The sequence below is a fragment of the Ruegeria sp. AE4 genome (assembly GCF_056542185.1).
The window spans coordinates 544,108-567,808 of sequence record NZ_JBQFZK010000001.1 but is presented as its reverse complement, the minus strand read 5'-3'; the positions used below and the strand labels follow the sequence as shown (position 1 = coordinate 567,808).

Here is a 23,701-nt window from a genome sequence, read left to right as displayed (position 1 = left end):
GCCTAACTGCTTCGATATCGCCTTTTGACAAGCTCATTCAATCCCGTTACTCAGCATTAAAGTCTCAAAATTCTGGGTAGAGCATAAAATGACTGACAGGCGAGACGCAGGCACATCCTGCGGGGGGCATATGCCGACAAACAATATTTTGTGGCAGGCGCTAACGGTTTTTTTCCTTTTTGTTGCGGTAAGTTTACTGGCGTTTCCGCATGCGGCATCGGCGCAAAACTACACAATCAACTCGTTCGATGTTGAGGGGAACCGCCGGATCGAAACCGGAACAATTATCGCTCGGACCGGAATCGAACCGGGCCAGACTGTAACTGCCGGGCAGCTTAATGATGCCTATCAGCGTTTGCTTGACAGTGGTGTATTTGAGACAGTTGAACTGACGCCGCGCGGCACGACTCTGGTCATTCAGGTCCAGGAATATCCAACGATCAACCAGATTAGCATCGAAGGGAACGCTCGCGTCAAAGACGACGTTCTTCTGGACGTGATCTCGTCGCAACCCCGCCGGGTCTTTACGCCACAGGCGGCCGAAGCAGACGCCGACACCATTGCCGAAGTGTATTCGGCCCAGGGTCGCGTCGCGGCAACCGTTATTCCTCGCATTATCCGTCGCAGCGACAACCGGGTTGATCTGGTCTTTGAAGTGGCAGAAGGCACGACCATTGAGGTCGAGCGCGTCAGCTTTGTCGGCAACCGCGCCTATTCGGACCGGAGGCTACGCCGGGTTCTGGAAACCAAACAGGCAACCTTCCTGCGGACGTTCTTCCGCAACGACACATTTATCGGCGACCGCATTGAATTCGACAAACAGGTCATTCGCGATTTCTACCTGTCGCGGGGCTATATCGATTTCCGTGTGAACAGCGCCAACGTCGAATTCACCCGCGAACGGGATGCGTTCTTTCTGGTGATGAACGTCACCGAAGGCCAAAAGTTCTCGTTTGGAAAGATCACGACGGTTAGTGAAATCGCCGGCGTTGATGCAGCGCCTTATCAGGATGTGCTGAAAATCAAACCGGGCGTGACGTATACGCCGACGCTGGTGGAAAACTCGATCGCGCGGCAAGAACGCCTTGGGTTGAAACAGGGTGTCGATTTCCTGCGGGTTGAACCGCGTGTGACGCGCAATGACCGTGATCTTACCCTGGACATTGAATTTGTTCTGACGAAAGGTCCGCGGATTTTTGTTGAACGGATCGATATCGAAGGCAACACCACCACGCTGGACCGTGTGATCCGCCGCCAGTTTGACACTGTAGAAGGTGACCCCTTCAACCCGCGTGAAATCCGTCAGGCCGCGGAACGCATCAATGCGCTTGGGTTCTTTGCAGTTGCGGAGGTCGAGCCTCGGGAAGGGTCGTCACCCAGCCAGGTCATTCTGGATGTGGATGTCGAGGAACAGCCTACAGGTTCGCTGAGCCTTGGCGGCAGCTACTCGGTCACAGACGGCTTCGGGATTGCAATCGGCCTGAACGAGGCAAATTTCCTGGGACGCGGTCAGAATCTTGGTGTTTCGATCTCGACAGCACAGGATTCAGAACAGTACACGATTAACTTCACCGAACCCTATTTGCTGGGCCGAAAGCTGCGTTTCGATCTTGGACTGGGACTGTCGGCGACCAATTCCGGCTTTGCCAGCTACGACACGAGCTCGTTGTTCTTCACACCTCAGCTGACCTATGCAATCGGTGAACTGTCCGCTCTTCGTCTGCGCTATGGCTGGGACCGCAGCGAGATGACGCAACAAAGCAATCAGACCAATGGCGCAGTGATCGCATCCGAGATCGCGCAAGGCAAACGGACGTCCAGTTCACTGGGACTGTCCTACATTTATGACAGCCGGATTGGTGGTCTGGACCCGAATTCTGGTGTTCTGTTCGAGGTGGGCGTCGACGCGGCAGGCCTTGGTGGTGATAACAAGTATTTCAAAACCACTGCGCGCGGTATCGCCCAAACGCGGGTCTGGAATGAAGAAGTGGTACTACGGGCCACATTGGAGCTGGGTGCGTTGAATTGGAGTGGAAATGACTTCAGCCGCACCGTCGACCGTTTTGTGTTGGGGCCTCGTACTTTCCGCGGTTTTGAGCCTGCGGGTCTTGGCCCGCGTGATTTGTCCAATGGTCAGGACGATGCCATCGGCGGCAACTATTACTGGGTCGCGCGTTTTGAAACCGATTTCCCCTTGGGTCTGCCCGAGGAACTGGGCCTGCGGGGCGGTCTGTTCTATGACGTTGGAAACCTTTACAACATCAACGATGTGAACACCGCAGGGGCAAATATCGTTGGCGCAGACGGGTCCATTCGTCACGTTATCGGTATCTCGGTCTTGTGGGAAACGCCGTTTGGACCTTTGCAGTTCAACTTCTCGAAGGCTCTGAAAAAGGAAACGTTCGACAAGGAACAGAACTTTGACCTGACCATTCAGGCCCGGTTCTGATCTGCGATGACGAACAGGTTCTTTACCTTGATACAGGGCCCGCTTTGGGCCCTGTGTGCATTTATGATGCTGTTTCAGGCCCCTTCGGCTGATGCGCAGCAGCTAGGTGTTCCGCAAGCCAGCGTGGTTACGTTGTCCGGTGAGCAGCTGTTCAAGAATTCCGCATTTGGGCAACGTGTGTTGCGCGAGATCGAAAAAGAAAGCGCAATGCTTGCGGAAGAAAATGAACGGATTGTCGCGGAACTCAGCCGAGAAGAAAAAGACCTGACCGAAAAGCGTGCGACCATGCCAGCGGAGGAGTTTCGCCCGCTGGCCGAAGCGTTCGATGTCAAGGTTCAGTCCCATCGAGACGGACAAAGGGCAAAGCTGGACGCGCTGGCACGTCGTAGCGAGGAAGCGCAGCAAACGTTTTTTGAAATTGTTCGCCCGATCCTTGTTGATTTGCTACGCGAATTCGGGGCCAGCGTGATCATCGAACGCTCCAATGTCGTTGTAAGCACGTCAGATATCACCGAGGCCGCGATAATCCGCGTGAACACGGCAATTGGCGATGGCAGCGGGTTGCAAAAGGACACAAGCGAATAGGTTCGCTTGCCCTTGCGAGGCTGTATTGCTAACCACGCTGAAAAAGAAACATTCAGAACGGGATACCTGAATCATGACAACGGAACCCAAAAGCGCCGATATTCAGTTGATCCAAAGGATCCTGCCGCATCGTTATCCGTTTTTGCTGGTCGACAAGGTGGTGGACATCTCTGGCTATCAATCAGCCCGAGGTATCAAGAACGTCACCATGAACGAGCCGCATTTCCAGGGCCACTTCCCGGGAACACCGATCATGCCGGGTGTTACCATCGTCGAGGCGATGGCGCAGACAGCAGGCGTAATGCTGGGCGTGGGTATGGATGTCATCGACACCGAGTTGCTGATCTATTTCATGAGCATCGACAAATGCAAATTCCGCAGGAAAGTTGTTCCTGGCGACGTCCTGGAAATGCATGTCGAAACGGTTCGCGGCAAGAAAGGTGGCAAGCTTTTCAAATTCAACGGCCGCGCAACTGTTGATGGTGAAGTGGCCGCCGAGGCAGAATTCTCGGCCTATGTCGATTGGGATATGGAAAAAACAACATGAGCCGTATCCACCCCAGCGCAATTATCGAAGACGGGGCGCAGATCGGGCAGGATTGCGTCATCGGTCCTTTTAGCTATGTGGGCGCCAATGTAAAACTGGCTGATCGGGTCGAACTGAAGTCTCATGTCGTTGTGACCGGTGACACATCGATTGGCGAAGACACCGTGATCTTTAATTTTTCGGTGATCGGTGAGATTCCGCAGGACCTGAAATTTGGCGGTGAAAACACGCGCCTTGAAATCGGTCAGCGCAACCGCATTCGCGAGCACGTGACGATCAATACCGGGACCGAAGGTGGCGGCGGTGTAACCCGGATCGGGGATGATTGCCTGCTGATGGCAGGTGTTCATGTGGCCCATGACGTGCAGATCGGCAACCGGGTTATCATGGTGAACCACGCAGGGGCAGCTGGTCACTGCATCGTCGAGGATGATGTGATCGTCGGTGGCATTTCGGGCCTGCACCAGTGGGTGCGTGTTGGTCGCGGGGCGATCATCGGTGCGCTCACCATGGTGCCAAAGGACGTCATTCCCTACGGTTTGGTACAAGCCTCCCGGGGTGAGCTTGAAGGTCTGAACCTCGTGGGTCTCAAGCGTAAAGGTGTTTCGCGCGAAGACATCTCGGCGTTGCGTGCCGCGTTCAAGGAGCTGTCTGAAGGCGATGGAACATTCATGGATCGCGCCTACCGTCTTGGTCAGGGTAACGACAGCGACTATGTGCAGCGGATCGTTGATTTTGTCACCGGACACAGCGATCGGTCGTTCCTGACACCGAGGAAATAGGAACATGCTTGCGTTGATTGCGGGAACCGGGGCACTGCCGACCGAATTGGTTGCCCAACTGGCGGAACGTCCGCTGATCTGCGCGATGGAAGGGTTCCTGCCGGATGATCTGGTCGCAGATATCGTGTTTCCGCTTGAACAGCTTGGCAGTTTTATTGCCGGGCTTCAGGCGAAGGGCGTGACCGAGATTTGTATGGCCGGCGCAGTTCGGCGCCCGAAGGTTGATCCTAAACGTATTGACGCGGCGACGATGCCATTGGTTCCGGTGATCCAGCAGGCCATGCTGTCGGGTGATGACGGAGCATTGCGGGCTGTCATTGGCCTGTTGGAAGGCGCAGGATTGCGGGTGTGCGCCGCGCATGAAATCGCCCCTGGCCTGTTGCCGCCTTTGGGCTGTCTGACTGATGTGCACCCATCCGAGAGTGATATGGCAGATGCAGACCGCGCTGCCGGAATTCTGCGGGCCATGGGGGCTGTGGATATTGGTCAGGCCTGTGCAGTCTCAAAAGGGCAGGTGTTGGCAATCGAAGGCATCTTTGGAACCGCCTGGATGCTTCAATCCCTGACGCAACGCCCGGACGCGGGGGGCGGCATACTGTTCAAAGGCCCAAAGCCCGATCAAGATCGGCGTGCTGATCTGCCGGCCATCGGGCCAGATACCGTCACGGATGCGGTCGCGGCAGGCTTGTCTGGCATCGTTCTGGAAAAGGGCGGTGTGTTGGTTTTGGACAAAGAACAGGTCATCGCCGAATGTAACCGCCTTGGGCTGTTCCTGTATATTCGCGAGCGGGCGGTCTGATGCGCGTCTTTCTGGTCGCCGGTGAACCTTCGGGCGACCGGCTGGGCGGCGCGTTGATGGAGGGGCTGAAAACACTGATCCCCGATATTGAATTCGACGGCGTGGGCGGACCATTGATGGCGGCTCAGGGGCTGACCAGCCGGTTTCCGATGTCGGAACTTTCGGTGATGGGTTTGATCGAGGTTCTGCCGAAGTTTTTCCACCTCAAGCGTCGAATCTCGGAGACCGCGCAAGCAGTGTTGGACACGCGGCCGGACGTTCTGATCACCATCGACAGCCCCGATTTCAGCCTGCGTGTCGCCAAAATCGTCAAAGTCGCCAGTGATATCCGCACCGTGCATTACGTCGCGCCCAGTGTCTGGGCCTGGCGTCCGGGGCGAGCGGACAAAATGGCAAAGGTCATCGACCATGTGCTGGCACTGCTTCCGTTTGAGCCGCCATACATGGAGCGGGCAGGGATGGAGTGCGACTTTGTCGGCCACCCTGTTGCCAGCGAACCGACGGCAACACAGGCCGAGATTGCGGCCTTCCGGAGCAGGTACGACCTAGGGGATGCACCTGTCCTGCTGGCTCTGCCCGGATCGCGCCGGGGTGAGATCGAACGTCTGGCAGACACGTTCGGTGAGGCATTGCGGCTGTTTTTGACGGACCATCCCAGTTATCGTGTCGTGGTTCCAACCGTGGGTGCGACAACTGACCTGGTCAACGCTCTGACGCAAAGCTGGCCGGGCGCACCAATAGTGCTCGACCCGCGACAAATGGGGGCCGGGCAAGCCACGGTCGAAAAACGCGCGGCTTTTGGCACGGCATGTATCGCGCTGGCCGCTTCGGGTACGGTTTCTTTGGAACTGGCGGCGCAGAATACACCTATGGTGATCGCCTACAAACTCAATTGGCTGACCCAGAAAATGGCCGAACGCATGGTCAAGCTGGACACTGTTACATTGGTCAATCTGGTATCTGAAACACGCGCCGTGCCTGAATGCCTGCTGAACGATTGCCAGCCAGACAAGATCGCCAAAGCCCTGCATGATGTGACCAATGCCCCTGACGCTCAGCAACTCGCGATGAACCTGACAATGGAACGGTTGGGGCGCGGAGGAGAAGCTCCGGGGTTGCGGGCGGCACGAGCTGTGCTGGACAGAATGCAGATTAAGAATGCTTGATCACACGCTGTTCGCCGCTTCAGCCGGGGTTGCCATGATATCCACCAATCTGGACAATCTGGCCGTCCTACTGGGTTTGATATTGGTGATCGAGCAACGCCGCGCCATCATTGGCTTTGCCGTCGCGCAGACAATTGTTCTGACATTGGCCATGACCGTCGCATTGGGTGTTGACCAGAGCGGCGCACCGTTTTGGATCGGGTTTCTGGGTCTTGTACCACTGGCCTTTGGTTTGCGCGGAATCTGGCGGCAGTTTTTCGGGGCCAATTCTGAAGGAACCGAGGTAAAAGGGGCCGTAACATCGGTGGTTTCCCTGTTCCTGAGCCTGTCGATTGACAGTTTCGCGGTCATGACACCGCTATTGGCGGAGTCTGCCCCTTCATACCGTGTTGCCGCCTTGATCGGCGCAGCACTGGCCGCTTCAGTTCTGGTCGTAGTTGCCGCCTGGGGCGCACCTCGGGCCAAAAGCCTTGGGCCACGCGTCGCCCGTATGGATCGGATCGCCCCATATATCATGGTCTGCGTCGGGCTTTACATCCTCTTCAATTCGCCCACGGATGCCCTGTAACAGGCCTGTTTCGGCATTCCGTCTCGGGTTTGTTATCCGAGACCGTCTGTTGCAGCGGTGCGGACTTAAGATATCCTCGCTGAAAAGGAGATTTCATCATGACCCGCATCCCCCCTTTGTCAGACCCTGAGATGGCAGACGAGACACGCGCGTCACATGCGGCTTTGGGTGCTTATGGCCCGTTCGACAATTGGGCCCGGGTTGCCGCACATTGTCCACCGGTTCTGGAACATGTCGCGGGCATGTTGACGGCGTTGCGGGAACAGCAAACCTTGCCGCGTCGTGCGCTGGAACTGGCCATGGTGACGGTTTCCAAATTGAACGCCTGTGACTACTGCGTCTCGCATCATACTCCGCTGTTGACGGTTGCAGGTCTCAGCCCCGAAGGCGCGGCGCGCCTGCCAGATGTCGACAACCACCCCGAACTGGACGCGTGCGACAAGGCAGTCGTGCGATACGCCGAGGCGGTGACGACACGATCAGGCCGCATGCGCGACGCCGAGGTTTCCGGCCTGCGGGACTGGTTCAGCGATGCCCAGATTGTCGAGTTAACCTGGCGCATCGCATTGTGCGGTGCATTCAACCGGTTCAACGATGCGCTTCAGATCCAGATCGAACCCGTGGTTGAACCCGTTTCAGCCTAGTATCCGCGCCAGATCCAGCCACCGCCAAAGATGCGGCTGCCTTCTGAGGCATAGAAGACGCAGGCCTGACCGGGCGAGATGCCTTCTTCGGGTGTCAGCAATTCCACCTCAGCAGCGGTGTCGGACAGCGGTCGAATAATGGCCTCGCGCGGGGGGCGGGTCGAACGGACCTTGACTGACAGGTGCCATTCTTCGCGCGATGTGAAGGCTTCATCGCCCAGCCAGTTGATCTCACGCACGGGAACGACACGCGTTGCCAGCATCTCTTTGGGGCCGACAACGACCTGTTTTTTGTCCACGTCCAGCTTGACCACATAAAGCGGCTCGCTCAGGCCGCCGATGCCCAAGCCGCGCCTTTGGCCGATCGTGTATTGGATCACCCCGTTGTGCTGCGCCAGAACGCGGCCATCGGCATGAACAATCTCACCCGGTTCCGCAGCACCGGGGCGCAGCTTTTCAATGACGTTGGCATAGTTGCCGTCGGGCACAAAGCAGATGTCCTGACTGTCGGGTTTGTCCGCCACAGACAACCCATATTGAGCCGCCATTTCGCGGGTCGCGTCTTTTGACGGCAAATGACCCAACGGGAAGCGCAGGAAATCAAGCTGTTCGGGCGTTGTCGAGAACAGGAAATAGGATTGATCCCGGTTAGCGTCTTCGGCGCTGTGCAGTTCCGGGCCGTTTGGCCCCATCTTGCGTTGGATATAGTGCCCGGTGGCCATACAGTCGGCCTCAAGATCCTTGGCGGTTTCCAGAAGGTCCTTGAATTTTACGCGCTCGTTGCAGCGAATGCAGGGGACGGGTGTTGCGCCTGCCAGATAGCTTTCCGCAAATTCATCGATCACCGCGTCCTTGAAGATGTTTTCATAGTCCAGAACATAATGGGGAAATCCACGCTCTTCCGCTACGCGGCGCGCATCGTGGATATCGATCCCGGCACAGCACGCCCCTTTCTTGGCCAGAGCCGCGCCATGGTCATAGAGTTGCAGTGTCACCCCCACCACATCATAGCCCTGATCGGCCAAGTAGGCCGCGACGACAGAGCTATCGACGCCCCCTGACATGGCCACAACCACCCGCGTTTCCGACGGCGGTTTGGCAAAGCCAAGCGAGTTCAGCGGGGTCTCGGTGTCGAGGGCCATTGGCGGTTCCTGTCCGGGTTAAGAAAGACCGGCAGAATATAGGAAAATTCTACACACTCTCAAGGGGCGGTTTCATACGACCTTAAGTAGGCTGGCGCCAGCTTTGATGCAGCAAAAAGGGTAAAGCGATGTATTTGCACAAAGTGGAAGGGCCAAGGTTTGTTTCTCTGCCGGATGGATCCATACTGACGCGCGCCGATCTGCCGCCGACAAGCACAAGGCGGTGGGTAGCCTCCCGCAAGATTCTGGTCGTGCGTGGGGTACTTTACGGGCTGATCAGCCTGTCTGAGGCAAAACAGAAATACGGCATCAGCGACGAAGAATTCAACGGCTGGGTTTCTCTGGTCGCGGAACACGGTGTCGAGGCTTTAAAAGCCACGGCCTTAAAAAAGTATCGACAACCTATAGGTGAGCGGGAATAAATGATTCAACGGTAACGTCAGATTAACCATTCTTGGTCAGGTTTAATTTTAATTGGAATTATTGACCCGAATTGGAGCAGTGAAAATGCGTATACTTCTTGTCGAGGATGATCCGACCACGTCCAAAAGCATCGAACTGATGCTGACGCATGCGAACCTTAACGTCTATGCAACGGATCTTGGCGAAGAAGGTATCGATCTGGCAAAGCTCTACGATTACGACCTGATCTTGCTGGACCTGAACCTGCCAGACATGAACGGGCATGAAGTGTTGCGCCAGTTGCGGATTGCCAGGGTGGAAACACCGATCCTGATCCTATCGGGTGCAGATGATACGGACAGCAAGATCAAAGGCTTCGGGTTTGGCGCGGATGACTACCTGACCAAGCCCTTCCACCGTGAAGAACTGGTGGCTCGTATCCATGCCATCATCCGCCGGTCGAAAGGGCATTCGCAGTCCATCATCCACACAGGTCGCGTGGCCGTTAACCTGGACGCCAAAACCGTCGAGGTGGACGGAAAAACCGTGCACCTGACAGGAAAAGAGTACCAGATGCTGGAATTGCTCAGCTTGCGCAAGGGTACGACTCTGACCAAGGAAATGTTTCTGAACCACCTATATGGCGGCATGGACGAACCCGAGCTGAAGATCATCGACGTCTTCATCTGCAAACTGCGCAAAAAGCTCAGCAACGCAACTGGTGGTGAGAATTATATCGAAACCGTTTGGGGGCGGGGCTACGTGTTGCGCGACCCGCAAAGCAACACTCTGGACGAGACGCGAATGGCGGTCGGCCTCTGATTTGAACCGTTTGTGTCGCTGGTAGTCCAGGGCGGCACATTGCACTCACGGCTCAGCACATCTGGACCTGGCCATGGCCTCGCCCTATCACTGAGGTCCAAGAACGCGTGACAGGGCGAGGCCATGAGCAATTCCATTCCCATATCAGACCTGACGGATGATGAGGCGCGTGCCGAACTGGCGCGGTTGGCGGACATCCTGTCGCGAGCCAACACTCTGTATCACGCAGAAGATGCGCCCGAGTTGTCGGATGCGGATTATGATGCCCTCAAACGCAGAAACGCCGAGATCGAGGCGCGTTTCCCCCACCTGAAACGTGCTGACAGCCCGACAGAGCAAGTCGGGGCCAAACCGGCGGACGGGTTTTCAAAAGTTACTCATGCCGTCCGAATGATGTCACTGGGAAATGCGTTCGACGATGGGGACATTACCGATTTCGACACCTCGATTCGCAAATATCTGGGCCTTGATGCAGGTGCGCCATTGGCTTTCACAGCTGAACCCAAGATTGACGGCCTGTCTTTGTCCTTGCGATATGAGAACGGACAGCTGGTTCAGGCCGCGACGCGGGGTGACGGTGAAGTTGGCGAGAACGTGACGGCCAACGCCTGCACAGTCCCCGATATCCCACAGCTGATCGAGAACGCGCCCCAAATTCTTGAGGTCCGGGGCGAGATTTACATGTCTCATTCCGATTTTGAAGCGTTGAATGAGCGGCAGGCTGAACGGGGGGGCAAACCCTTTGCCAACCCGCGCAATGCAGCGGCAGGGTCACTGCGCCAGCTGGATTCGGAAATTACCCGTTCCCGCCCATTGCGCTTCTTCGCCTATGCATGGGGTGAACTGTCAGAGCCTTTGGCAGATACTCAGATTGGAGCAATTGAGCGTCTTGCGACCCTTGGCTTTCCCACGAATTCCTTGACGCGCCTATGTGCCACGACTGAGGACATGATCGCTCATTACCGGGATATCGAAGCGCAGCGTGGGACTTTGGGGTATGACATCGATGGGGTCGTCTACAAGGTAAACGATCTGTCTTTGCAGGCACGTCTGGGTTTCCGCTCAACGACGCCAAGATGGGCAATTGCGCATAAGTTCCCAGCCGAACTGGCCTGGACCAGATTGGAGGCGATCGACATTCAGGTTGGTCGTACAGGGGCGCTCAGCCCCGTGGCACGGTTGCATCCTGTAACGGTTGGCGGGGTGGTCGTCTCCAATGCCACTTTGCACAACGAGGATTACATCGCCGGGCGCGACGCCAAAGGCGGCACGATCCGTGATGGAAAAGATATCCGAGTGGGCGATTGGGTTCAGGTCTATCGCGCGGGCGACGTGATCCCCAAACTGTCGGATGTCGACTTGTCCAAACGCCCCGCCGATGCACGCCCCTTTGCCTTTCCGACACATTGCCCCGAATGCGAGAGCGATGCGATCCGCGAAGAAGGCGACGCGGTTCGACGGTGCACCGGCGGCCTGATCTGTCCTGCGCAGGCCGTTGAAAAGCTGAAACATTTCGTGTCGCGCAAAGCCTTTGATATAGAAGGGCTGGGTGCAAAACAGATTGAAATGTTCTATGGTGATCCAACCCTTCCGATCAATGCGCCAGCTGATATCTTCACGCTGGAACAGCGGGACTCAGCTAGTCTGACGCGGTTGAAAAACCGGGACGGGTGGGGCGAAACATCCGCCAGGAACCTGTTCGAAGCCATTGATGAAAAACGGAAGATTCCCTTTGCGCGCTTGTTGTTCGCACTGGGCATTCGACATGTTGGTGAAGTGGGCGCGCGTGATCTGGCACTTTTTTACCGCGACTGGGATGCAATGGCGCTGGCGTTGGACACTGCACGCCCGGCTGCGCTGGCCCAAAGGCGGGCGGATGAGGCGGAAGATGCCGAGCGTGCGGCGGCCCAGCTTGAAGGGCGTCGCGCGCGCGTGAAAGAAGTGCGGGACGCAGCCATCGCGGATGCCAATGTCGGTGCCGATGCCAATGCCGCCTGGACAGAGCTGATCGGCATCGACGGTATTGGCGCAACGCTTGGACTTTCGCTGTCGGACGCATTTGCCAATGAAGAGGAACGACGGGCTTTCGACACGCTGCGCAGCGAATTGACGGTTATCGCCCCCGACGCGCCAGCCTCGGACAGTCCGGTCGCGGGTAAAACCGTAGTGTTCACCGGAACGCTGGAAAAGATGACCCGCGCCGAAGCCAAAGCGCGGGCCGAGGCGTTGGGCGCTAAGGTTTCCGGCTCTGTCAGCAAGAAAACCGATATTCTGGTCGCAGGTCCCGGGGCCGGGTCAAAGGCGAAAAAGGCAGCGGAACTTGGGATCGAAACTTTGGACGAGGATGGCTGGCTTCAGCTGATAGAAGGCGCATGAGCGGACGGCCCGAACAGCTTTTCCCGCTATTTGCGGGGCTGGAAACGTTGGATGGTGTCGGCCCCAAGACCGCACAGGCAATGGCGCAGACCGGGGTGGAATCCCCGCGCGATGTTCTGTTCAGCCTGCCTTATGCCGTGGTGGATCGGCGCAGGCGGGATACAATTCAAGGGGTGGACCTGCCGGCCACTCTGACTGTCGAAGTGACAGTTGGCCCGCACAGGCCGCCCCGCAACAAGGGGGGGGCCTACCGCGTTCATGTCGAAGACAGTCAGGCCGATTTCCAGCTGGTCTTTTTCCACGCACGTGGTGAGTATCTGAAGAAAGCGTTGCCACAAGGATCACGCCGCGTGGTTTCCGGCAAGTTGGAACTGTTCGACGGTATGGCGCAGATGGTGCACCCAGACCACATGCTGCCCGTTGAACAGGCCGGAGATATCCCGGAATTCGAACCGGTTTACCACCTGACGCAAGGGCTGACGCAGAAAACAGCGTTCAAGGCCAGCCGCAGCGCATTGGCACGCGCACCCAAGCTAGAGGAATGGATCGATCCGGCGCAGGTGTCACAGCAAAACTGGCCGAGCTGGTCGGCGGCCGTTCACGCCGGTCACAATCCGCGCGGCGCGGATGATGTAGCGCCGTTTGCCCCTGCGCGTCAGAGGTTGGCGTATGACGAGTTGTTTGCGCATCAGCTGACGCTCGCTCTGGCCCGGCAACGAGAGCACAAGTCGCGGGGGATCGTCAGCGTGGGAACCGGGGTACTGCAATCGAAAGTGCTGGCAAGCCTTCAATATCGCCCGACTGGCGCACAAACGCGCGCCATTGATGAGATTTCGGCTGATATGGCGTCTGACGCCCGAATGAACCGGCTGTTACAGGGCGACGTCGGCGCCGGTAAGACGCTGGTGGCCTTCATGGCCCTTCTGATCGCGGTTGAGGCAGGCGGGCAGGGCGTGATGATGGCCCCGACCGAAATTCTGGCGCGCCAGCATCTGGAAGGATTGCGCCCCCTGGCGGAGCAAACCGGAGTGGTTCTGGAACTGCTCACCGGGCGTGACAAGGGCGCGGAGCGGCGTGCCAAGCTTGAGGCGCTTAAACAAGGCGATATTCACATTCTGGTTGGCACACATGCAGTGTTTCAAAGCGATGTTGAATTCAAGGCGCTGAGATTGGCCATCGTCGACGAACAGCACCGGTTTGGCGTGCGGCAGAGGATGGAGTTGTCGGAAAAAGGCAAGGGGGCCGATGTTCTGGTGATGACTGCCACCCCCATCCCGCGCAGTCTGGCGCTGGCGCAATATGGCGACATGGATGTTTCGGTGCTGGATGAAAAGCCTCCGGGGCGAAAACCGATCAAAACGGCAATTGTCAGCACACAGCGTATGGACGAAGTCATCGCCCACCTGCGGCGCGCGATTGATGAGGGGCGACAGTGTTACTGGGTGTGTCCTCTGGTCGACGAATCCGAAGTTTCAGACCTTACAGCGGCCGAGGAACGCTTCAAACGCCTGCGGGCCATTTTGGGTGAGGGCGTTGTGGGGCTGGTTCATGGTCAGATGCCACCAGCCGACAAAGACGCCGCAATGAGCGCATTTCAGAACGGGCAAACAAAGGTCCTTGTTGCCACGACGGTGATCGAGGTCGGCGTGAACGTACCCAACGCAACGATCATGGTCATTGAACGGGCCGAGATCTTTGGGCTCGCGCAATTGCACCAGTTGCGGGGGCGCGTTGGGCGCGGGGATGCGGAATCCACCTGTTTGCTGATGTATCAACCACCGCTCAGCGACGGAGGGCGCAAGCGGCTGGAGGTTCTGCGCGAGACAGAGGATGGCTTCCGAATCTCGGAAACTGACCTTAAGATGCGAGGCGCGGGCGATCTGATTGGTACTGCGCAATCCGGGTTGCCAAAATTCCATATCGCGGACCTGGAACGTCAGGCAGGATTGATGGCAGTCGCCCAATCCGATGCGCGGGCGTTGCTGACGACCGATCCCAAGCTGACCTCGGACAGGGGACAGGCCGCGCGTGTTCTGCTTTGGCTGATGAAACAGGATCAGGCGATCCGTTTGATTTCAGTGGGTTAGCTTTAGCGTCCCCTAAAGTTCACAAATGTTCTCAAAAAGTTCTTTACCTGCGCTTGGAAATATGAGAACAAAAGGTCAACAAAGGATTAAAACTCTGACCGGAGGTGACCCTATGCTGACCCAGATCAAGACCGCTTTCAGCCGCGCGCAATCGACTATCCTGCAGGATGCCGTTGGCGTGTTGTCTTTGGTCGTGATGCTGATGGTGGCCCTTCACCTGCCGGTTGGTTTCTAAGCCTTTCTGCCTGCGATCTCGTGCCGAAAAATCCGCGCTGTCATCCCCATTTCAGTCAAGGGTGACCTGCCTGTCCCAAACCCCTTGAGGGGCCATGCCTCGGCCCCGCGCGGTACACCGGACCCCACACGAGACACGCAATACCTGCCGCCGCCCTTTCGCCCGGAAAGCGCGGCGGCTTTTTTTACAATTGGCCGGTTTTGAAGATCTCCAACAGCGCGGACAGGACTGAGTTGGCAGCAACCGAGGCTAAAATCATCCCCATGACACGGCTGATGATTGCCGCGCCTGAATGACCGATCAGCCGAATGATGGGCTCGGCCAAAAGCATCAGTACAAACGCAACCAGCAATACGGAAAGCATGACAAGCGCTGTGATACCCTGATCCGCGATGCTGTAACGGTGGTTGTCAGTTAGGATAACAATTGCCAGCATTGCGCCGGGGGATGCCAGTGAAGGCACGGCAAGCGGGAAAATCGCCGGGTTCTGCTGGTGGTACGCGTCTTCACGATCTTCTTCGGCTTGCCGTTGTTCGACCTCTTGTTTGCTTTCACCAAAGATCATCGTCAGGGCAAACAGAAACAGGATAATGCCGCCAGCGACCTGAAAAGAATTCAACCCGATATCCAGCGCTTCGATCAGCACCTGACCAAATACAAGGAAGAACAGCAATACGGCAGCACTTATCACGGCTGCTAACATCGCTGTCCGCCGCCGGCCTGCCGCGTCCAATCCGGCAGTAACTGCAATGAAAACGGGAATTGTTCCAATCGGGTCGATAACGACCCAAAGCGTCACGAAATGCTCGAGCAAATTATTCAAACCCATCCCTCCTGAAATCTGGGCAGAGGGTAAACGGGTTTACGCCAAATAGCTATAATCAGGCGCAGTTGGCCTGTTCAGCCTGCGCCATGGCCTCAGCCGTGGCATCCAGAACCAGCAGGATCGACGCGTGGCGGTTTTTATAATCCCGTGCGGGCATAAGCACCTCAAGCCCATCAAACGGCACCTCAGGTGCAGGGCCGCCAGTCTTGAGCATGGCCGCCAACTGATCGCGCGCAGCTTCGACCTGCGCCCGCGACGCGCCAATTATTGCTTCCCCAACGACCGAGGCGGACGCTTGCCCCAAAGCGCAGGCTTTGACGTCCTGACCAAAGGCACTGATCTGACCATCGCGAACCTTGATGTCCACAGTTACTGTCGATCCGCATAAAGGTGAGCGTTTCTTGACGGTTGCATCGGGATCTTCCAGTCGCTCAAGATGCGGAATATCCGCAGCCAGCGCCAGAATGCGCCCAGAGTACAGCTTAATCAGGTCGTTCTCGCCGCTCATGGCTTTCCCTCGTCGTGTGTTACCCATACATAGTGGCGAGCCCACCGGATGCAAAAGGTTTTTGAGATGTCTGACCCAGTCGTGTTTGATCCCTCTACTTTGAGATTTAATGAGGCGGGTCTGATCCCGGCGATTGCGCAGGATGAAACATCAGGCGAGGTTCTGATGATGGCCTGGATGAATGTACAGGCGGTTGAAAAGACCCTCGAAACCGGGCGGGTGACCTATTGGTCACGCTCGCGGCAGGCTTTCTGGATCAAGGGCGAAACCTCGGGCCATGTGCAGGAATTGGTGGATTTCCGGATCGATTGCGACCGGGACTGTCTACTGGTTCTCGTCCGTCAAACCGGAGCAGCCTGTCATACCAACCGACGAACCTGTTTTTTTACCGCCGTTCGGGATGGGGACGAAACTGAACTGATGGCGCCAATGGAATAGGGGTCAAAGCCCAACCATTCGGCGTATGTCATCTGGGCTGGCCCCTTCGGCCCGGTACTTTGCAATTGCGCGGGCATCGTCACGTTTGGCCAGCCGTTTGCCTGCATCATCGCGGATCAGATCATGATGGAAATACTCGGGTTTCGGTAGGTTCAACAACGCCTGCAAAAGAACGTGGATGCGGGTTGCTTCGAACAAGTCCCGCCCTCGAACCACCTGTGTTACGCCCTGAGCAGCATCGTCAAGCACAACGGACAAGTGATACGACGTCCCCATGTCGCGGCGGGACAGAACTACATCACCTATGGTGGTAACCACCTCATCAGGCGTGAAAGTGATAATGCCGGTTTCGCCGCCCGGACCCGATCCCAACTCAAGAAATTGGTACCTGTCCGGGTTGCGGACCGCCTGACACGCCTTGACCACATCCAATCGCAAGGGGTCCTGAGTTGGACGAGGAAGGTTCGATAAATCTTTGCCAGCAAACCTTTTTCGACAGGTCCCGGGATAAACAAGCCCGTCGGGTCCAAGCATGGGTGCGCCTTCCTGCGGCGCACTGGCTGCTGCTGCGATATCTTTGCGATTACACGTGCATGGATACAAAAGCCCCTGCGCCCATAGCTGGTCCAACGCCTTATGGTAAACGTCCATACGATCCGATTGGCGCATTACGGGTTCTGGCCATGTCAGCCCCAGCCATCTGAGGTCGCTGTATATCTGATCCTCCCATAGCTGTCGTGAGCGGGATCGATCGATATCCTCAATTCGCAGCAAGAACCGGCCGCTTTCAGATGCGGCCCTATCGCTGGCAACCAACGCAGAATACGCGTGCCCAAGGTGAAGGGGGCCTGTTGGGGATGGCGCAAAGCGCGTTACAAGAGTCACGCTTTTTCTAATACATACACGTCAGAGTTAAGGTTGATACCAGGCAGGTGGGGACCGTGTTCACGAAATAACAAACGTGCTGCCCCCATGTCGACCCAATCCGTCAGACGGCAAGTGAATTTATGGTCCGCCAACGCATGATCGTTCAGCGAAAAGCCAAGCAAACCACCCTTGGGCAGTGCGTGCATCAACAAATCCAGTGTCTCGGGCGGGGCAGCACCTTTTCCGATCACTCCTATGGCTGTGATCATCGTGTACTCCCCACGCTTCAACGGCGCGGGTTTGGCGATATCGAATCCGGTCAATGCTCGGTAAACGCCTTTGCTGGCGGCTTCCTGAAGCATGTTCTCTGTTGGATCCATCCCATCGATGACCTCAAAGCCAACTGCGCGCAGGGCAAGCCCTGACAACCCGGTGCCGCAGCCGTAGTCCAGAATAGGTGTCTGAGGCTTCGGTGCGAAAGACCACAAAGCCGCTGCTACACGGCCCGGCGTGGCGTAACCGTGTTCACCAACTTCCTTTTCATAGGTTGCAGCCCAGTTCTGATAGTGCGCTTCAGTCGCTTCAGGCGTGCCGAGATTGTATGTGCTGTTCAGAAACGTGTCGTTCATTCCAGCATGCTAGGCTGAGACCGCATTACGCGTCCAGTCAGCAATGCTCCAACCAGGTACTCCATTCGGCTTTGGCCCGGTCGGTATAGGCCTTGTACCGGTCTTTACGACCCCGACGCCCGCCTTTCAGACCATCCACGGGGCGAAACAGGCCGAAATTCACGTTCATCGGCTGAAAGGTCTTGGCCTCGGCACCGCCCGTAATGTGGTGAATCAAAGCACCCATTGCACTGTCTTGCGGAACGGTTGGCAGGTCACGCCCCAAAATCTGAGCGGCGGCCAGCCGACCGGCCAGCAACCCCATCGCGGCGCTTTCTACATAGCCTTCGACACCCGTGATCTGTCCAGCAAACCGAATGTTGGGTTTGGATTTCAACCGCATTTGCGAATCCAAAAGCGTGGGAGAGTTGATGAACGTATTGCGGTGAATGCCGCCCAACCGGGCAAAGCTGGCATTTTCCAAGCCAGGGATCATACGGAACACGTCGGTCTGGGCGCCGTATTTCATCTTTGTCTGGAAACCCACGATGTTGAACAAGGTGCCCAATGCGTTATCGCGGCGCAACTGCACCACTGCATGTGGTTTCACGTCGGGCTCATGCGGGTTGGTCAGCCCGACCGGTTTCATCGGACCATGGCGCAGCGTTTCGCGACCGCGTTCGGCCATAACCTCGATTGGTAGACAGCCGTCGAAGTAACCTGCTGTCTCTCCTTCGTGAAATACGGTTTTATCTGCTGCCAGAAGCGCGTCTATGAAGGCTTCGTACTGGTCCCGGTCCATCGGACAGTTCAGATAGGCTGTGCGTTCTTCTTCGGTCTCGCCCTTGTCGTAGCGTGATTGCATCCACGCTTTGCTCATGTCGATGCTCTCGGCATAGACGATCGGTGCGATGGCGTCGAAAAAGGCAAGTGCGTCAGACCCTGTCTCGGCCTGGATGGACTGACCCAGCGTGGGTGACGTCAGGGGACCGGTCGCAAAGATCCACTGGCCTTCGTCGGGCAGGGTCGTCACTTCTTCGTCGGTTACCGTCACACGCGGGTGGGTGCGAAGTTTTGCGGTCACACTTTCTGCAAACGGGTCACGATCCACAGCCAGCGCGCCACCGGCTGGCAGGCGGTGTTCATCGGCCGTTGTCATGATCAACCCATTGGCGGCGCGCATTTCCCAATGCAGCAGGCCCACGGCATTCTGCTCATCATCATCCGAGCGGAACGAGTTCGAACACACCATTTCCGCCAGATTGCCGGTCTGATGTGCAAAGGTGCCGATGGTCGGACGCATTTCGTGGATCACAACACCCACACCCATTTCAGCAGCTTGCCAGGCCGCTTCTGACCCGGCCATGCCGCCGCCTACAATATGCAAAACTTGTGTCATGCGATGCCACATAGGGCAGACCACAATCGGGCGCAACTGAGGCGAAGCGGTTTCGCGAATTTTATCGAAGGGGTCTTGGGGCCGCCGCTGCGGGATTGTCAGCGCTGGTGAGAGAGACCAGCTGGAGGGACCTTCCGCCCACGGCGACCCAAAAGTGTCCTGAGGCCTTGGCCTCGACCCAGCTTTGCCACAGTGTCGCCCTTTTGAAAAGTGCAAAATTCAAAACAGTGGCGAAAAATGTGCAAAACAATTGCATTATTGGGACCAATTTGGGGGGCGTTTTTCGATAAAGGCTGAAATGCCTTCTTCTGTATCCCGGTACAGCATGTTTTGCGCCATTACGTCGCCGGTATAGGCATAGGCCTGATCCAGCGGCATCAGAAGCTGTTGATAAAACGCCTCTTTACCGATTTTGACAGCGGCTCCTAGCTTGGAGGCAACCTGTTCTGCAAGCGCATTGGCTTCGTGTTTAAGATGCGTCATGGGGACAACGCGGTTGACCAAACCCAAATCGGCAGCACGTTCAGCTGATATGAACTCTCCTGTTGTCAGCATTTCAAATGCCTGCTTTTTGGGGATATTGCGGCTGAGGGCCACCATTGGGGTGGAGCAGAATAAGCCGATATTAACGCCGTTCACTCCAAACCGCGTGTCTTCGGCGGCGACGGCCATGTCACAGGTGGCCACCAACTGACACCCGGCGGCGGTTGCAATGCCGTGGACCTGTGCGATGACGGGCTGGGGCAGGGACTGGATTGACATCATCACCTTCGCGCAGCGAGAAAACAGGTCATTGAAATAAGCTTTGCCGCCATCTTCGGACTGGCGTCCGGCCGTCATCTGTTTCAGATCGTGGCCAGCGCAAAATGCCTTGCCCTGACCCGCCAGGATCACTGCCCGGATCGACGTGTCTTTACGCAACGTGTCCAGTTCAGCCTGAAGCGCCGACAGCATCTCGTCACTCAGCGCGTTCAGCCGCTCTGGGGCGTTCATTGTAAGCCGCGCAACAGCGCCGGTGTCGTTACGTTCCAGAATTGCCATCTTGCCCTCCGATCCCATGTTGGGCCAACTCTAGGTCGGTATGAGCAGGAGGGAAAGCATGGCGTTGGCAATGAACCGGGACGAACTGTCACAATACCTTAAGCAGGTTTTCCCGCAGGTGCACAAAGACTTTGTCGTCGAGGACCTGACCGAAGATACAATCACTATGCGCCTTGTTGTGCAGGATCAGCATTTGCGGCCGGGGGGCACGGTTTCGGGGCCATCCATGTTTGGGTTGGCCGATGTTTGTGTATACGCAATGGTTCTGGCGCGAAAAGGGCGTCAATCCCTGGCGGTCACAACGAACAGTTCCCTGGATTTTTTGCGCAAACCAGAAGGCAACACGGACATGATCGCCAAATGTCGCCTGCTGAAACTGGGCCGGACTTTGGCCGTCGGTGACGTGCTTATGTATTCCGATGGCGCAGAAGACCCAGTTGCCAGAGCGACGATGACCTATTCCCTGCCACCAGCAGGGTCTGCAGCCGCGAAATTCGGATAAAAAAAGACCGGGGACAAGCCCCGGCCCAGGAAGAGGTCCCAATAATGGGACTGGGGATCAGTTAAATCTGCCAAAAATGGCGCTTTACTTCGCGGCGCGCATCATGACGGGTCAGACCGACGTCTTTCAGCAAGCGGTCATCCAGATAACTAAGATTGACGCGGCTGCGGCGACGACGCTCCCATTGAGTGACCGCTGCCGCAAACCGCACGGCCAGTGCAGCGGCCAGAGGCAGCCGGGGGCTGTCGGTCAGCAGCAGAAGGGCGGGGGTGTGCATTGTGCGTGTCATCTCGGAATTCCTTTCAAATTGTATTGACACAAATTAGCTGTACTTGATACACATGACTGATACATTCGAAATTGTGTCAAAAGCAAAGGAAGAATTGTAATGGATACAATTTGGCCAGAGGCGCTGCCGAAATCCAAAGGACCGAAATACACTCTGGTTGCTGACACAATTCGAAAAGCCATAGATAACAAATCTTTGGAAGTCGGTGTCAAACTCCCTCCGGTGCGCGAACTGGCGTATCGCCTGCAAATAACACCTGGTACAGTCGCGCGCGCCTATACAATCCTGACAGATGAGGGGTTGTTACAAGCCGAAGTCGGACGTGGTACATTTGTTGCGCCGCCGAAATCGCCCATTCTTGACGACGTTTGGGCGCGGCAACTGCATCTTCGCGACGACAAGTACAATGCCAATGTAAGCCTGTTCAGCCCTAGGTTGGCGGATATGGGGCAGGTGTCCCTGATCCGTGAATGTCTGAAAAAAGTGTCGCAAGCCGATCCGGGTTTGTTTCTGAATTACCCGACGCGCGATGCGTACCAGCCCGTGCGACAGGCGGTTGTGGACTGGTTGTCAGATCTTCCGCTGGGTGCACTGACCCATGATGATATTGTGTTGACACATGGTGGCCAGAACGGGCTTTGCGTTGTGTTTCAGACGATCCTGCGCGGGCCCAAACCTGTCGTGCTGGTCGAGGACCTGTCTTATGCCGGGTTCCGTCGCGCAGGCGAACTGATGCGCGCGGAAGTGGTCGGTGTGAAGATGGACAAATGGGGTGTCGATCCCGCAGCGTTGGAGCATGTTCTGCGCCAGACCACAGCGCAGGCCGTCTGTGTGTCGCCAGAAGTTCAGAACCCAACGGGCGCGCACACACCGTTGGAGCGGAGGAAAGAGATCGTTGAGATTGCCCGTCGCTTTGATTTGCAGATCATTGAAGATGACTGCTATCGCATGGGCGATGCCCGAGAGCCCAGCTTTCGGGCGCTGGCGCCTGAACGGGGATGGCACGTGTCATCAATCTCGAAGATTCTGACACCGGCATTGCGTGTGGGTTTTGCTATCGCCCCCAGAGAAAGAAGTGTGGATTTGCGCCGGTCCGCTGAATACGGATATTTCGGATTAGCCCAACCCTTGGCGGAATTAACCCGTCATTTGCTGTCCGATCCGCGCACGCGCCAGATCGCCAAGGATGTGCGCACGCGGATGGGGGATTATCTACGCGTCGCCGTCAATACCCTGGGTGGGTTTGATCTGAACTGGGGCCCGGACGTTCCCTTTGTCTGGCTGAGCCTTCCGTCTGGCTGGCGGTCGGCTGCATTCAGTCGCGCGGCCGAGAGGGAAGGGATACAGCTCCGATCCGCCGACGAATTCGCGCTGCGCGATGGGCGCGCGCCGAACGCGGTACGTATTGCCATGAATGGCCATGTGTCGCTGGAACGGTTCGAGGACGCGATGCAACGCCTGCGCATACTATTGGACAATCCGCCTGAACAAATCAGCGTTTGAGGGTGGGGTAAAATAATACCTATTTTTTAAGTTCTTGTTTTTACATACATAAATAAGACAAGTGTTGCTTGACCTGCGTGCAGGCACCTCATAAAACCCGTCCATCGAATTCGGGCCGCTCCGCTGGGGCGGTCTTTCACATCAAACAGGACTATCCTGCCATGAAAACCTTTTCTGCAACACCTGCAGACATCGACAAGAAGTGGATCCTGATCGACGCCGAAGGCGTTGTTCTGGGCCGTCTTGCTTCGATCGTCGCCATGCGCCTGCGTGGCAAGCACAAAGCGTCGTTCACCCCGAACATGGACATGGGCGACAACGTCATCGTGATCAACGCTGACAAAATCCAGATGACCGGCAAGAAGCGCGAAGAAAACTTCTACTGGCACACTGGCCACCCGGGCGGCATCAAGTCGCGCACCAAACAGCAGATTTTGGAAGGTGCGCACCCCGAGCGCGTGGTCTTCCAGGCCGTCAAGCGCATGCTGCCAGGCAACCGCCTGTCGCGCCAGCAGATGACCAACCTGCGTATCTATGCCGGTGCCGAGCACCCGCACGAGGCCCAGGCCCCCGAAGTTCTGGACGTCAAGTCCATGAACAAGAAAAACACCCGGAGCTAATGACCGATGGTTGATCAGATCAATACTCTCGAAGAGCTGAGCGCCGTCGCAGGCGTTGAAACCGTGGCCGAAGAAGTCATCGTGCGTGAACCCGTACGTGACGAGCTGGGCCGCTCCTATGCCACTGGCAAGCGTAAAGACGCTGTTGCCCGCGTTTGGATCAAGCCGGGTTCCGGCAAGGTCACCGTGAACGGCAAAGATCAGGACGTCTATTTTGCACGCCCCGTTCTGCAGCTGATCCTGCGCCAGCCGTTCCAGGTTGCCGGCGTAGAAGGTGAATTCGACGTTGTTGCAACCGTCAAAGGCGGTGGCCTGACCGGTCAGGCCGGTGCGGTTAAGCACGGCATCTCGAAAGCGCTGCAACTCTATGATCCGAACCTGCGTGGCGCACTGAAAGCCGCTGGCTTCCTGACCCGCGACAGCCGCGTTGTGGAACGTAAGAAATTCGGTAAGCGCAAAGCCCGCCGTTCGTTCCAGTTCTCGAAGCGTTAATTCG

26 protein-coding genes are annotated in these 23,701 nt (G+C 56.8%); 18 read left to right on the top strand and 8 right to left on the bottom strand.

Going from position 1 to position 23,701, the window contains the following annotated elements:
- Positions 1 to 88: 88 nt before the first annotated feature.
- The 8 genes from bamA (at position 89) to ACR0EK_RS02825 (ending at position 7,540) form a co-directional block, all read left to right on the top strand.
- Entirely contained in the window at positions 89 to 2,449 is a 2,361-nt protein-coding gene (gene bamA, locus ACR0EK_RS02860; RefSeq protein ID WP_267364733.1) for an outer membrane protein assembly factor BamA, read from the top strand.
- 63 nt (positions 2,450 to 2,512) lie between these two features.
- Entirely contained in the window at positions 2,513 to 3,034 is a 522-nt protein-coding gene (locus tag ACR0EK_RS02855; RefSeq protein WP_480545593.1) for an OmpH/Skp family outer membrane protein, read from the top strand.
- Positions 3,035 to 3,107: 73 nt separating this feature from the next.
- The gene (gene fabZ, locus ACR0EK_RS02850; protein WP_267364735.1) at positions 3,108 to 3,581 is read left to right on the top strand and encodes a 3-hydroxyacyl-ACP dehydratase FabZ; all 474 of its coding nucleotides are present in this window, start codon (positions 3,108 to 3,110) and stop codon (positions 3,579 to 3,581) included.
- Complete coding sequence (gene lpxA, locus ACR0EK_RS02845) at positions 3,578 to 4,363, top strand: acyl-ACP--UDP-N-acetylglucosamine O-acyltransferase (protein ID WP_480564843.1); 786 nt, start codon at positions 3,578 to 3,580, stop codon at positions 4,361 to 4,363. The genes fabZ and lpxA overlap by 4 nt, the downstream gene beginning before the upstream one ends.
- A gap of 4 nt (positions 4,364 to 4,367) precedes the next feature.
- The gene (locus ACR0EK_RS02840; protein ID WP_480558440.1) at positions 4,368 to 5,162 is read left to right on the top strand and encodes an LpxI family protein; all 795 of its coding nucleotides are present in this window, start codon (positions 4,368 to 4,370) and stop codon (positions 5,160 to 5,162) included.
- The gene (lpxB, locus tag ACR0EK_RS02835) at positions 5,162 to 6,328 is read left to right on the top strand and encodes a lipid-A-disaccharide synthase (RefSeq protein ID WP_480564840.1); all 1,167 of its coding nucleotides are present in this window, start codon (positions 5,162 to 5,164) and stop codon (positions 6,326 to 6,328) included. Before ACR0EK_RS02840 ends, lpxB begins: the two co-directional genes overlap by 1 nt.
- Positions 6,321 to 6,896, top strand: a complete 576-nt coding sequence (locus ACR0EK_RS02830) for a hypothetical protein (protein WP_480472675.1) — start codon at positions 6,321 to 6,323, stop codon at positions 6,894 to 6,896. Before lpxB ends, ACR0EK_RS02830 begins: the two co-directional genes overlap by 8 nt.
- 98 nt (positions 6,897 to 6,994) lie before the next feature.
- A complete protein-coding gene (locus ACR0EK_RS02825; RefSeq protein ID WP_480564837.1) occupies positions 6,995 to 7,540 on the top strand; it encodes a carboxymuconolactone decarboxylase family protein in 546 nt (181 codons plus the stop codon).
- Here ACR0EK_RS02825 and mnmA read toward each other — a convergent pair.
- Complete coding sequence (gene mnmA, locus ACR0EK_RS02820) at positions 7,537 to 8,682, bottom strand: tRNA 2-thiouridine(34) synthase MnmA (protein ID WP_480505229.1); 1,146 nt, start codon at positions 8,680 to 8,682, stop codon at positions 7,537 to 7,539. The genes ACR0EK_RS02825 and mnmA overlap by 4 nt on opposite strands.
- Positions 8,683 to 8,810: 128 nt before the next feature.
- On the opposite strand from mnmA, the gene sciP reads away from it, so the two are divergent.
- From sciP to ACR0EK_RS02795, 5 genes are all read left to right on the top strand, one after another.
- Entirely contained in the window at positions 8,811 to 9,104 is a 294-nt protein-coding gene (gene sciP / locus ACR0EK_RS02815; RefSeq protein ID WP_480564834.1) for a CtrA inhibitor SciP, read from the top strand.
- A gap of 85 nt (positions 9,105 to 9,189) precedes the next feature.
- Positions 9,190 to 9,906 carry a response regulator transcription factor CtrA gene (ctrA, locus tag ACR0EK_RS02810; RefSeq protein WP_267364745.1) on the top strand — a complete coding sequence of 239 codons (717 nt, stop codon included), beginning with the start codon at positions 9,190 to 9,192 and terminating at the stop codon, positions 9,904 to 9,906.
- Between the two features lie 123 nt (positions 9,907 to 10,029).
- Positions 10,030 to 12,282, top strand: coding sequence for an NAD-dependent DNA ligase LigA (gene ligA, locus ACR0EK_RS02805; protein ID WP_480564831.1), 2,253 nt, complete (start codon positions 10,030 to 10,032; stop codon positions 12,280 to 12,282).
- Entirely contained in the window at positions 12,279 to 14,369 is a 2,091-nt protein-coding gene (gene recG, locus ACR0EK_RS02800; RefSeq protein WP_480564828.1) for an ATP-dependent DNA helicase RecG, read from the top strand. Before ligA ends, recG begins: the two co-directional genes overlap by 4 nt.
- A 112-nt stretch (positions 14,370 to 14,481) precedes the next feature.
- Positions 14,482 to 14,604 carry a hypothetical protein gene (locus tag ACR0EK_RS02795; protein WP_267366389.1) on the top strand — a complete coding sequence of 41 codons (123 nt, stop codon included), beginning with the start codon at positions 14,482 to 14,484 and terminating at the stop codon, positions 14,602 to 14,604.
- A gap of 184 nt (positions 14,605 to 14,788) precedes the next feature.
- On the opposite strand, the gene ACR0EK_RS02790 is transcribed toward ACR0EK_RS02795, so the two are convergent.
- Positions 14,789 to 15,427, bottom strand: a complete 639-nt coding sequence (locus ACR0EK_RS02790; RefSeq protein ID WP_480553457.1) for a MarC family protein — start codon at positions 15,425 to 15,427, stop codon at positions 14,789 to 14,791.
- Between the two features lie 58 nt (positions 15,428 to 15,485).
- Positions 15,486 to 15,938, bottom strand: a complete 453-nt coding sequence (locus ACR0EK_RS02785; RefSeq protein WP_480564825.1) for an iron-sulfur cluster assembly scaffold protein — start codon at positions 15,936 to 15,938, stop codon at positions 15,486 to 15,488.
- A 48-nt stretch (positions 15,939 to 15,986) separates the two neighbouring features.
- Here ACR0EK_RS02785 and hisI point away from each other — a divergent pair, with 48 nt between their 5' ends.
- Entirely contained in the window at positions 15,987 to 16,376 is a 390-nt protein-coding gene (gene hisI, locus ACR0EK_RS02780; protein ID WP_480537831.1) for a phosphoribosyl-AMP cyclohydrolase, read from the top strand.
- Positions 16,377 to 16,379: 3 nt separating this feature from the next.
- Here hisI and gluQRS read toward each other — a convergent pair whose 3' ends face one another.
- From gluQRS to ACR0EK_RS02760, 4 genes are all read right to left on the bottom strand, one after another.
- The gene (gluQRS, locus tag ACR0EK_RS02775) at positions 16,380 to 17,261 is read right to left on the bottom strand and encodes a tRNA glutamyl-Q(34) synthetase GluQRS (RefSeq protein ID WP_480564822.1); all 882 of its coding nucleotides are present in this window, start codon (positions 17,259 to 17,261) and stop codon (positions 16,380 to 16,382) included.
- A complete protein-coding gene (locus ACR0EK_RS02770) occupies positions 17,258 to 17,872 on the bottom strand; it encodes a class I SAM-dependent DNA methyltransferase (protein ID WP_480481000.1) in 615 nt (204 codons plus the stop codon). Before ACR0EK_RS02770 ends, gluQRS begins: the two co-directional genes overlap by 4 nt.
- A gap of 37 nt (positions 17,873 to 17,909) precedes the next feature.
- Complete coding sequence (trmFO, locus tag ACR0EK_RS02765) at positions 17,910 to 19,250, bottom strand: methylenetetrahydrofolate--tRNA-(uracil(54)-C(5))-methyltransferase (FADH(2)-oxidizing) TrmFO (protein WP_480564819.1); 1,341 nt, start codon at positions 19,248 to 19,250, stop codon at positions 17,910 to 17,912.
- Positions 19,251 to 19,505: 255 nt separating this feature from the next.
- Positions 19,506 to 20,291: an enoyl-CoA hydratase gene (locus ACR0EK_RS02760; RefSeq protein ID WP_480564816.1), complete on the bottom strand. Its 786-nt coding sequence runs from the start codon at positions 20,289 to 20,291 to the stop codon at positions 19,506 to 19,508.
- Between the two features lie 58 nt (positions 20,292 to 20,349).
- Between ACR0EK_RS02760 and ACR0EK_RS02755 the strand changes: the two genes are divergently transcribed.
- Positions 20,350 to 20,793 carry a PaaI family thioesterase gene (locus ACR0EK_RS02755; RefSeq protein WP_480558422.1) on the top strand — a complete coding sequence of 148 codons (444 nt, stop codon included), beginning with the start codon at positions 20,350 to 20,352 and terminating at the stop codon, positions 20,791 to 20,793.
- Between the two features lie 61 nt (positions 20,794 to 20,854).
- On the opposite strand, the gene ACR0EK_RS02750 is transcribed toward ACR0EK_RS02755, so the two are convergent.
- Entirely contained in the window at positions 20,855 to 21,082 is a 228-nt protein-coding gene (locus tag ACR0EK_RS02750; RefSeq protein WP_480472702.1) for a DUF1127 domain-containing protein, read from the bottom strand.
- Positions 21,083 to 21,181: 99 nt separating this feature from the next.
- On the opposite strand from ACR0EK_RS02750, the gene ACR0EK_RS02745 reads away from it, so the two are divergent.
- The 3 genes from ACR0EK_RS02745 to rpsI all read left to right on the top strand — a co-directional run bounded on the left by ACR0EK_RS02745 (position 21,182) and on the right by rpsI (position 23,697).
- On the top strand, positions 21,182 to 22,585 hold the full coding sequence (locus ACR0EK_RS02745; protein ID WP_480564813.1) for an aminotransferase-like domain-containing protein: 1,404 nt from the start codon (positions 21,182 to 21,184) through the stop codon (positions 22,583 to 22,585).
- A 161-nt stretch (positions 22,586 to 22,746) separates the two neighbouring features.
- Entirely contained in the window at positions 22,747 to 23,205 is a 459-nt protein-coding gene (gene rplM, locus ACR0EK_RS02740) for a 50S ribosomal protein L13 (RefSeq protein WP_209503960.1), read from the top strand.
- 6 nt (positions 23,206 to 23,211) lie between these two features.
- A complete protein-coding gene (rpsI, locus tag ACR0EK_RS02735; RefSeq protein WP_209503959.1) occupies positions 23,212 to 23,697 on the top strand; it encodes a 30S ribosomal protein S9 in 486 nt (161 codons plus the stop codon).
- Positions 23,698 to 23,701: the final 4 nt, after the last annotated feature.

Bases quoted from the DNA above. Each gene is read 5' to 3' on its own strand.
- ligA (WP_480564831.1), top strand. From the start codon at position 10,030: ATGAGCAATTCCATTCCCATATCAGACCTGACGGATGATGAGGCGCGT.
- mnmA (WP_480505229.1), bottom strand. From the start codon at position 8,682: ATGGCCCTCGACACCGAGACCCCGCTGAACTCGCTTGGCTTTGCCAAA.
- trmFO (WP_480564819.1), bottom strand. From the start codon at position 19,250: ATGACACAAGTTTTGCATATTGTAGGCGGCGGCATGGCCGGGTCAGAA.
- ACR0EK_RS02760 (WP_480564816.1), bottom strand. From the start codon at position 20,291: ATGGCAATTCTGGAACGTAACGACACCGGCGCTGTTGCGCGGCTTACA.
- rpsI (WP_209503959.1), top strand. From the start codon at position 23,212: ATGGTTGATCAGATCAATACTCTCGAAGAGCTGAGCGCCGTCGCAGGC.
- ACR0EK_RS02795 (WP_267366389.1), top strand. From the start codon at position 14,482: ATGCTGACCCAGATCAAGACCGCTTTCAGCCGCGCGCAATCGACTATC.
- ACR0EK_RS02825 (WP_480564837.1), top strand. From the start codon at position 6,995: ATGACCCGCATCCCCCCTTTGTCAGACCCTGAGATGGCAGACGAGACA.
- ACR0EK_RS02840 (WP_480558440.1), top strand. From the start codon at position 4,368: ATGCTTGCGTTGATTGCGGGAACCGGGGCACTGCCGACCGAATTGGTT.
- ACR0EK_RS02745 (WP_480564813.1), top strand. From the start codon at position 21,182: ATGGATACAATTTGGCCAGAGGCGCTGCCGAAATCCAAAGGACCGAAA.
- bamA (WP_267364733.1), top strand. From the start codon at position 89: ATGACTGACAGGCGAGACGCAGGCACATCCTGCGGGGGGCATATGCCG.
- ACR0EK_RS02855 (WP_480545593.1), top strand. From the start codon at position 2,513: ATGATGCTGTTTCAGGCCCCTTCGGCTGATGCGCAGCAGCTAGGTGTT.
- ACR0EK_RS02755 (WP_480558422.1), top strand. From the start codon at position 20,350: ATGGCGTTGGCAATGAACCGGGACGAACTGTCACAATACCTTAAGCAG.
- ACR0EK_RS02830 (WP_480472675.1), top strand. From the start codon at position 6,321: ATGCTTGATCACACGCTGTTCGCCGCTTCAGCCGGGGTTGCCATGATA.
- lpxB (WP_480564840.1), top strand. From the start codon at position 5,162: ATGCGCGTCTTTCTGGTCGCCGGTGAACCTTCGGGCGACCGGCTGGGC.
- ctrA (WP_267364745.1), top strand. From the start codon at position 9,190: ATGCGTATACTTCTTGTCGAGGATGATCCGACCACGTCCAAAAGCATC.
- lpxA (WP_480564843.1), top strand. From the start codon at position 3,578: ATGAGCCGTATCCACCCCAGCGCAATTATCGAAGACGGGGCGCAGATC.
- ACR0EK_RS02785 (WP_480564825.1), bottom strand. From the start codon at position 15,938: ATGAGCGGCGAGAACGACCTGATTAAGCTGTACTCTGGGCGCATTCTG.
- ACR0EK_RS02750 (WP_480472702.1), bottom strand. From the start codon at position 21,082: ATGACACGCACAATGCACACCCCCGCCCTTCTGCTGCTGACCGACAGC.
- recG (WP_480564828.1), top strand. From the start codon at position 12,279: ATGAGCGGACGGCCCGAACAGCTTTTCCCGCTATTTGCGGGGCTGGAA.
- ACR0EK_RS02770 (WP_480481000.1), bottom strand. From the start codon at position 17,872: ATGAACGACACGTTTCTGAACAGCACATACAATCTCGGCACGCCTGAA.
- fabZ (WP_267364735.1), top strand. From the start codon at position 3,108: ATGACAACGGAACCCAAAAGCGCCGATATTCAGTTGATCCAAAGGATC.
- hisI (WP_480537831.1), top strand. From the start codon at position 15,987: ATGCAAAAGGTTTTTGAGATGTCTGACCCAGTCGTGTTTGATCCCTCT.
- rplM (WP_209503960.1), top strand. From the start codon at position 22,747: ATGAAAACCTTTTCTGCAACACCTGCAGACATCGACAAGAAGTGGATC.
- sciP (WP_480564834.1), top strand. From the start codon at position 8,811: ATGTATTTGCACAAAGTGGAAGGGCCAAGGTTTGTTTCTCTGCCGGAT.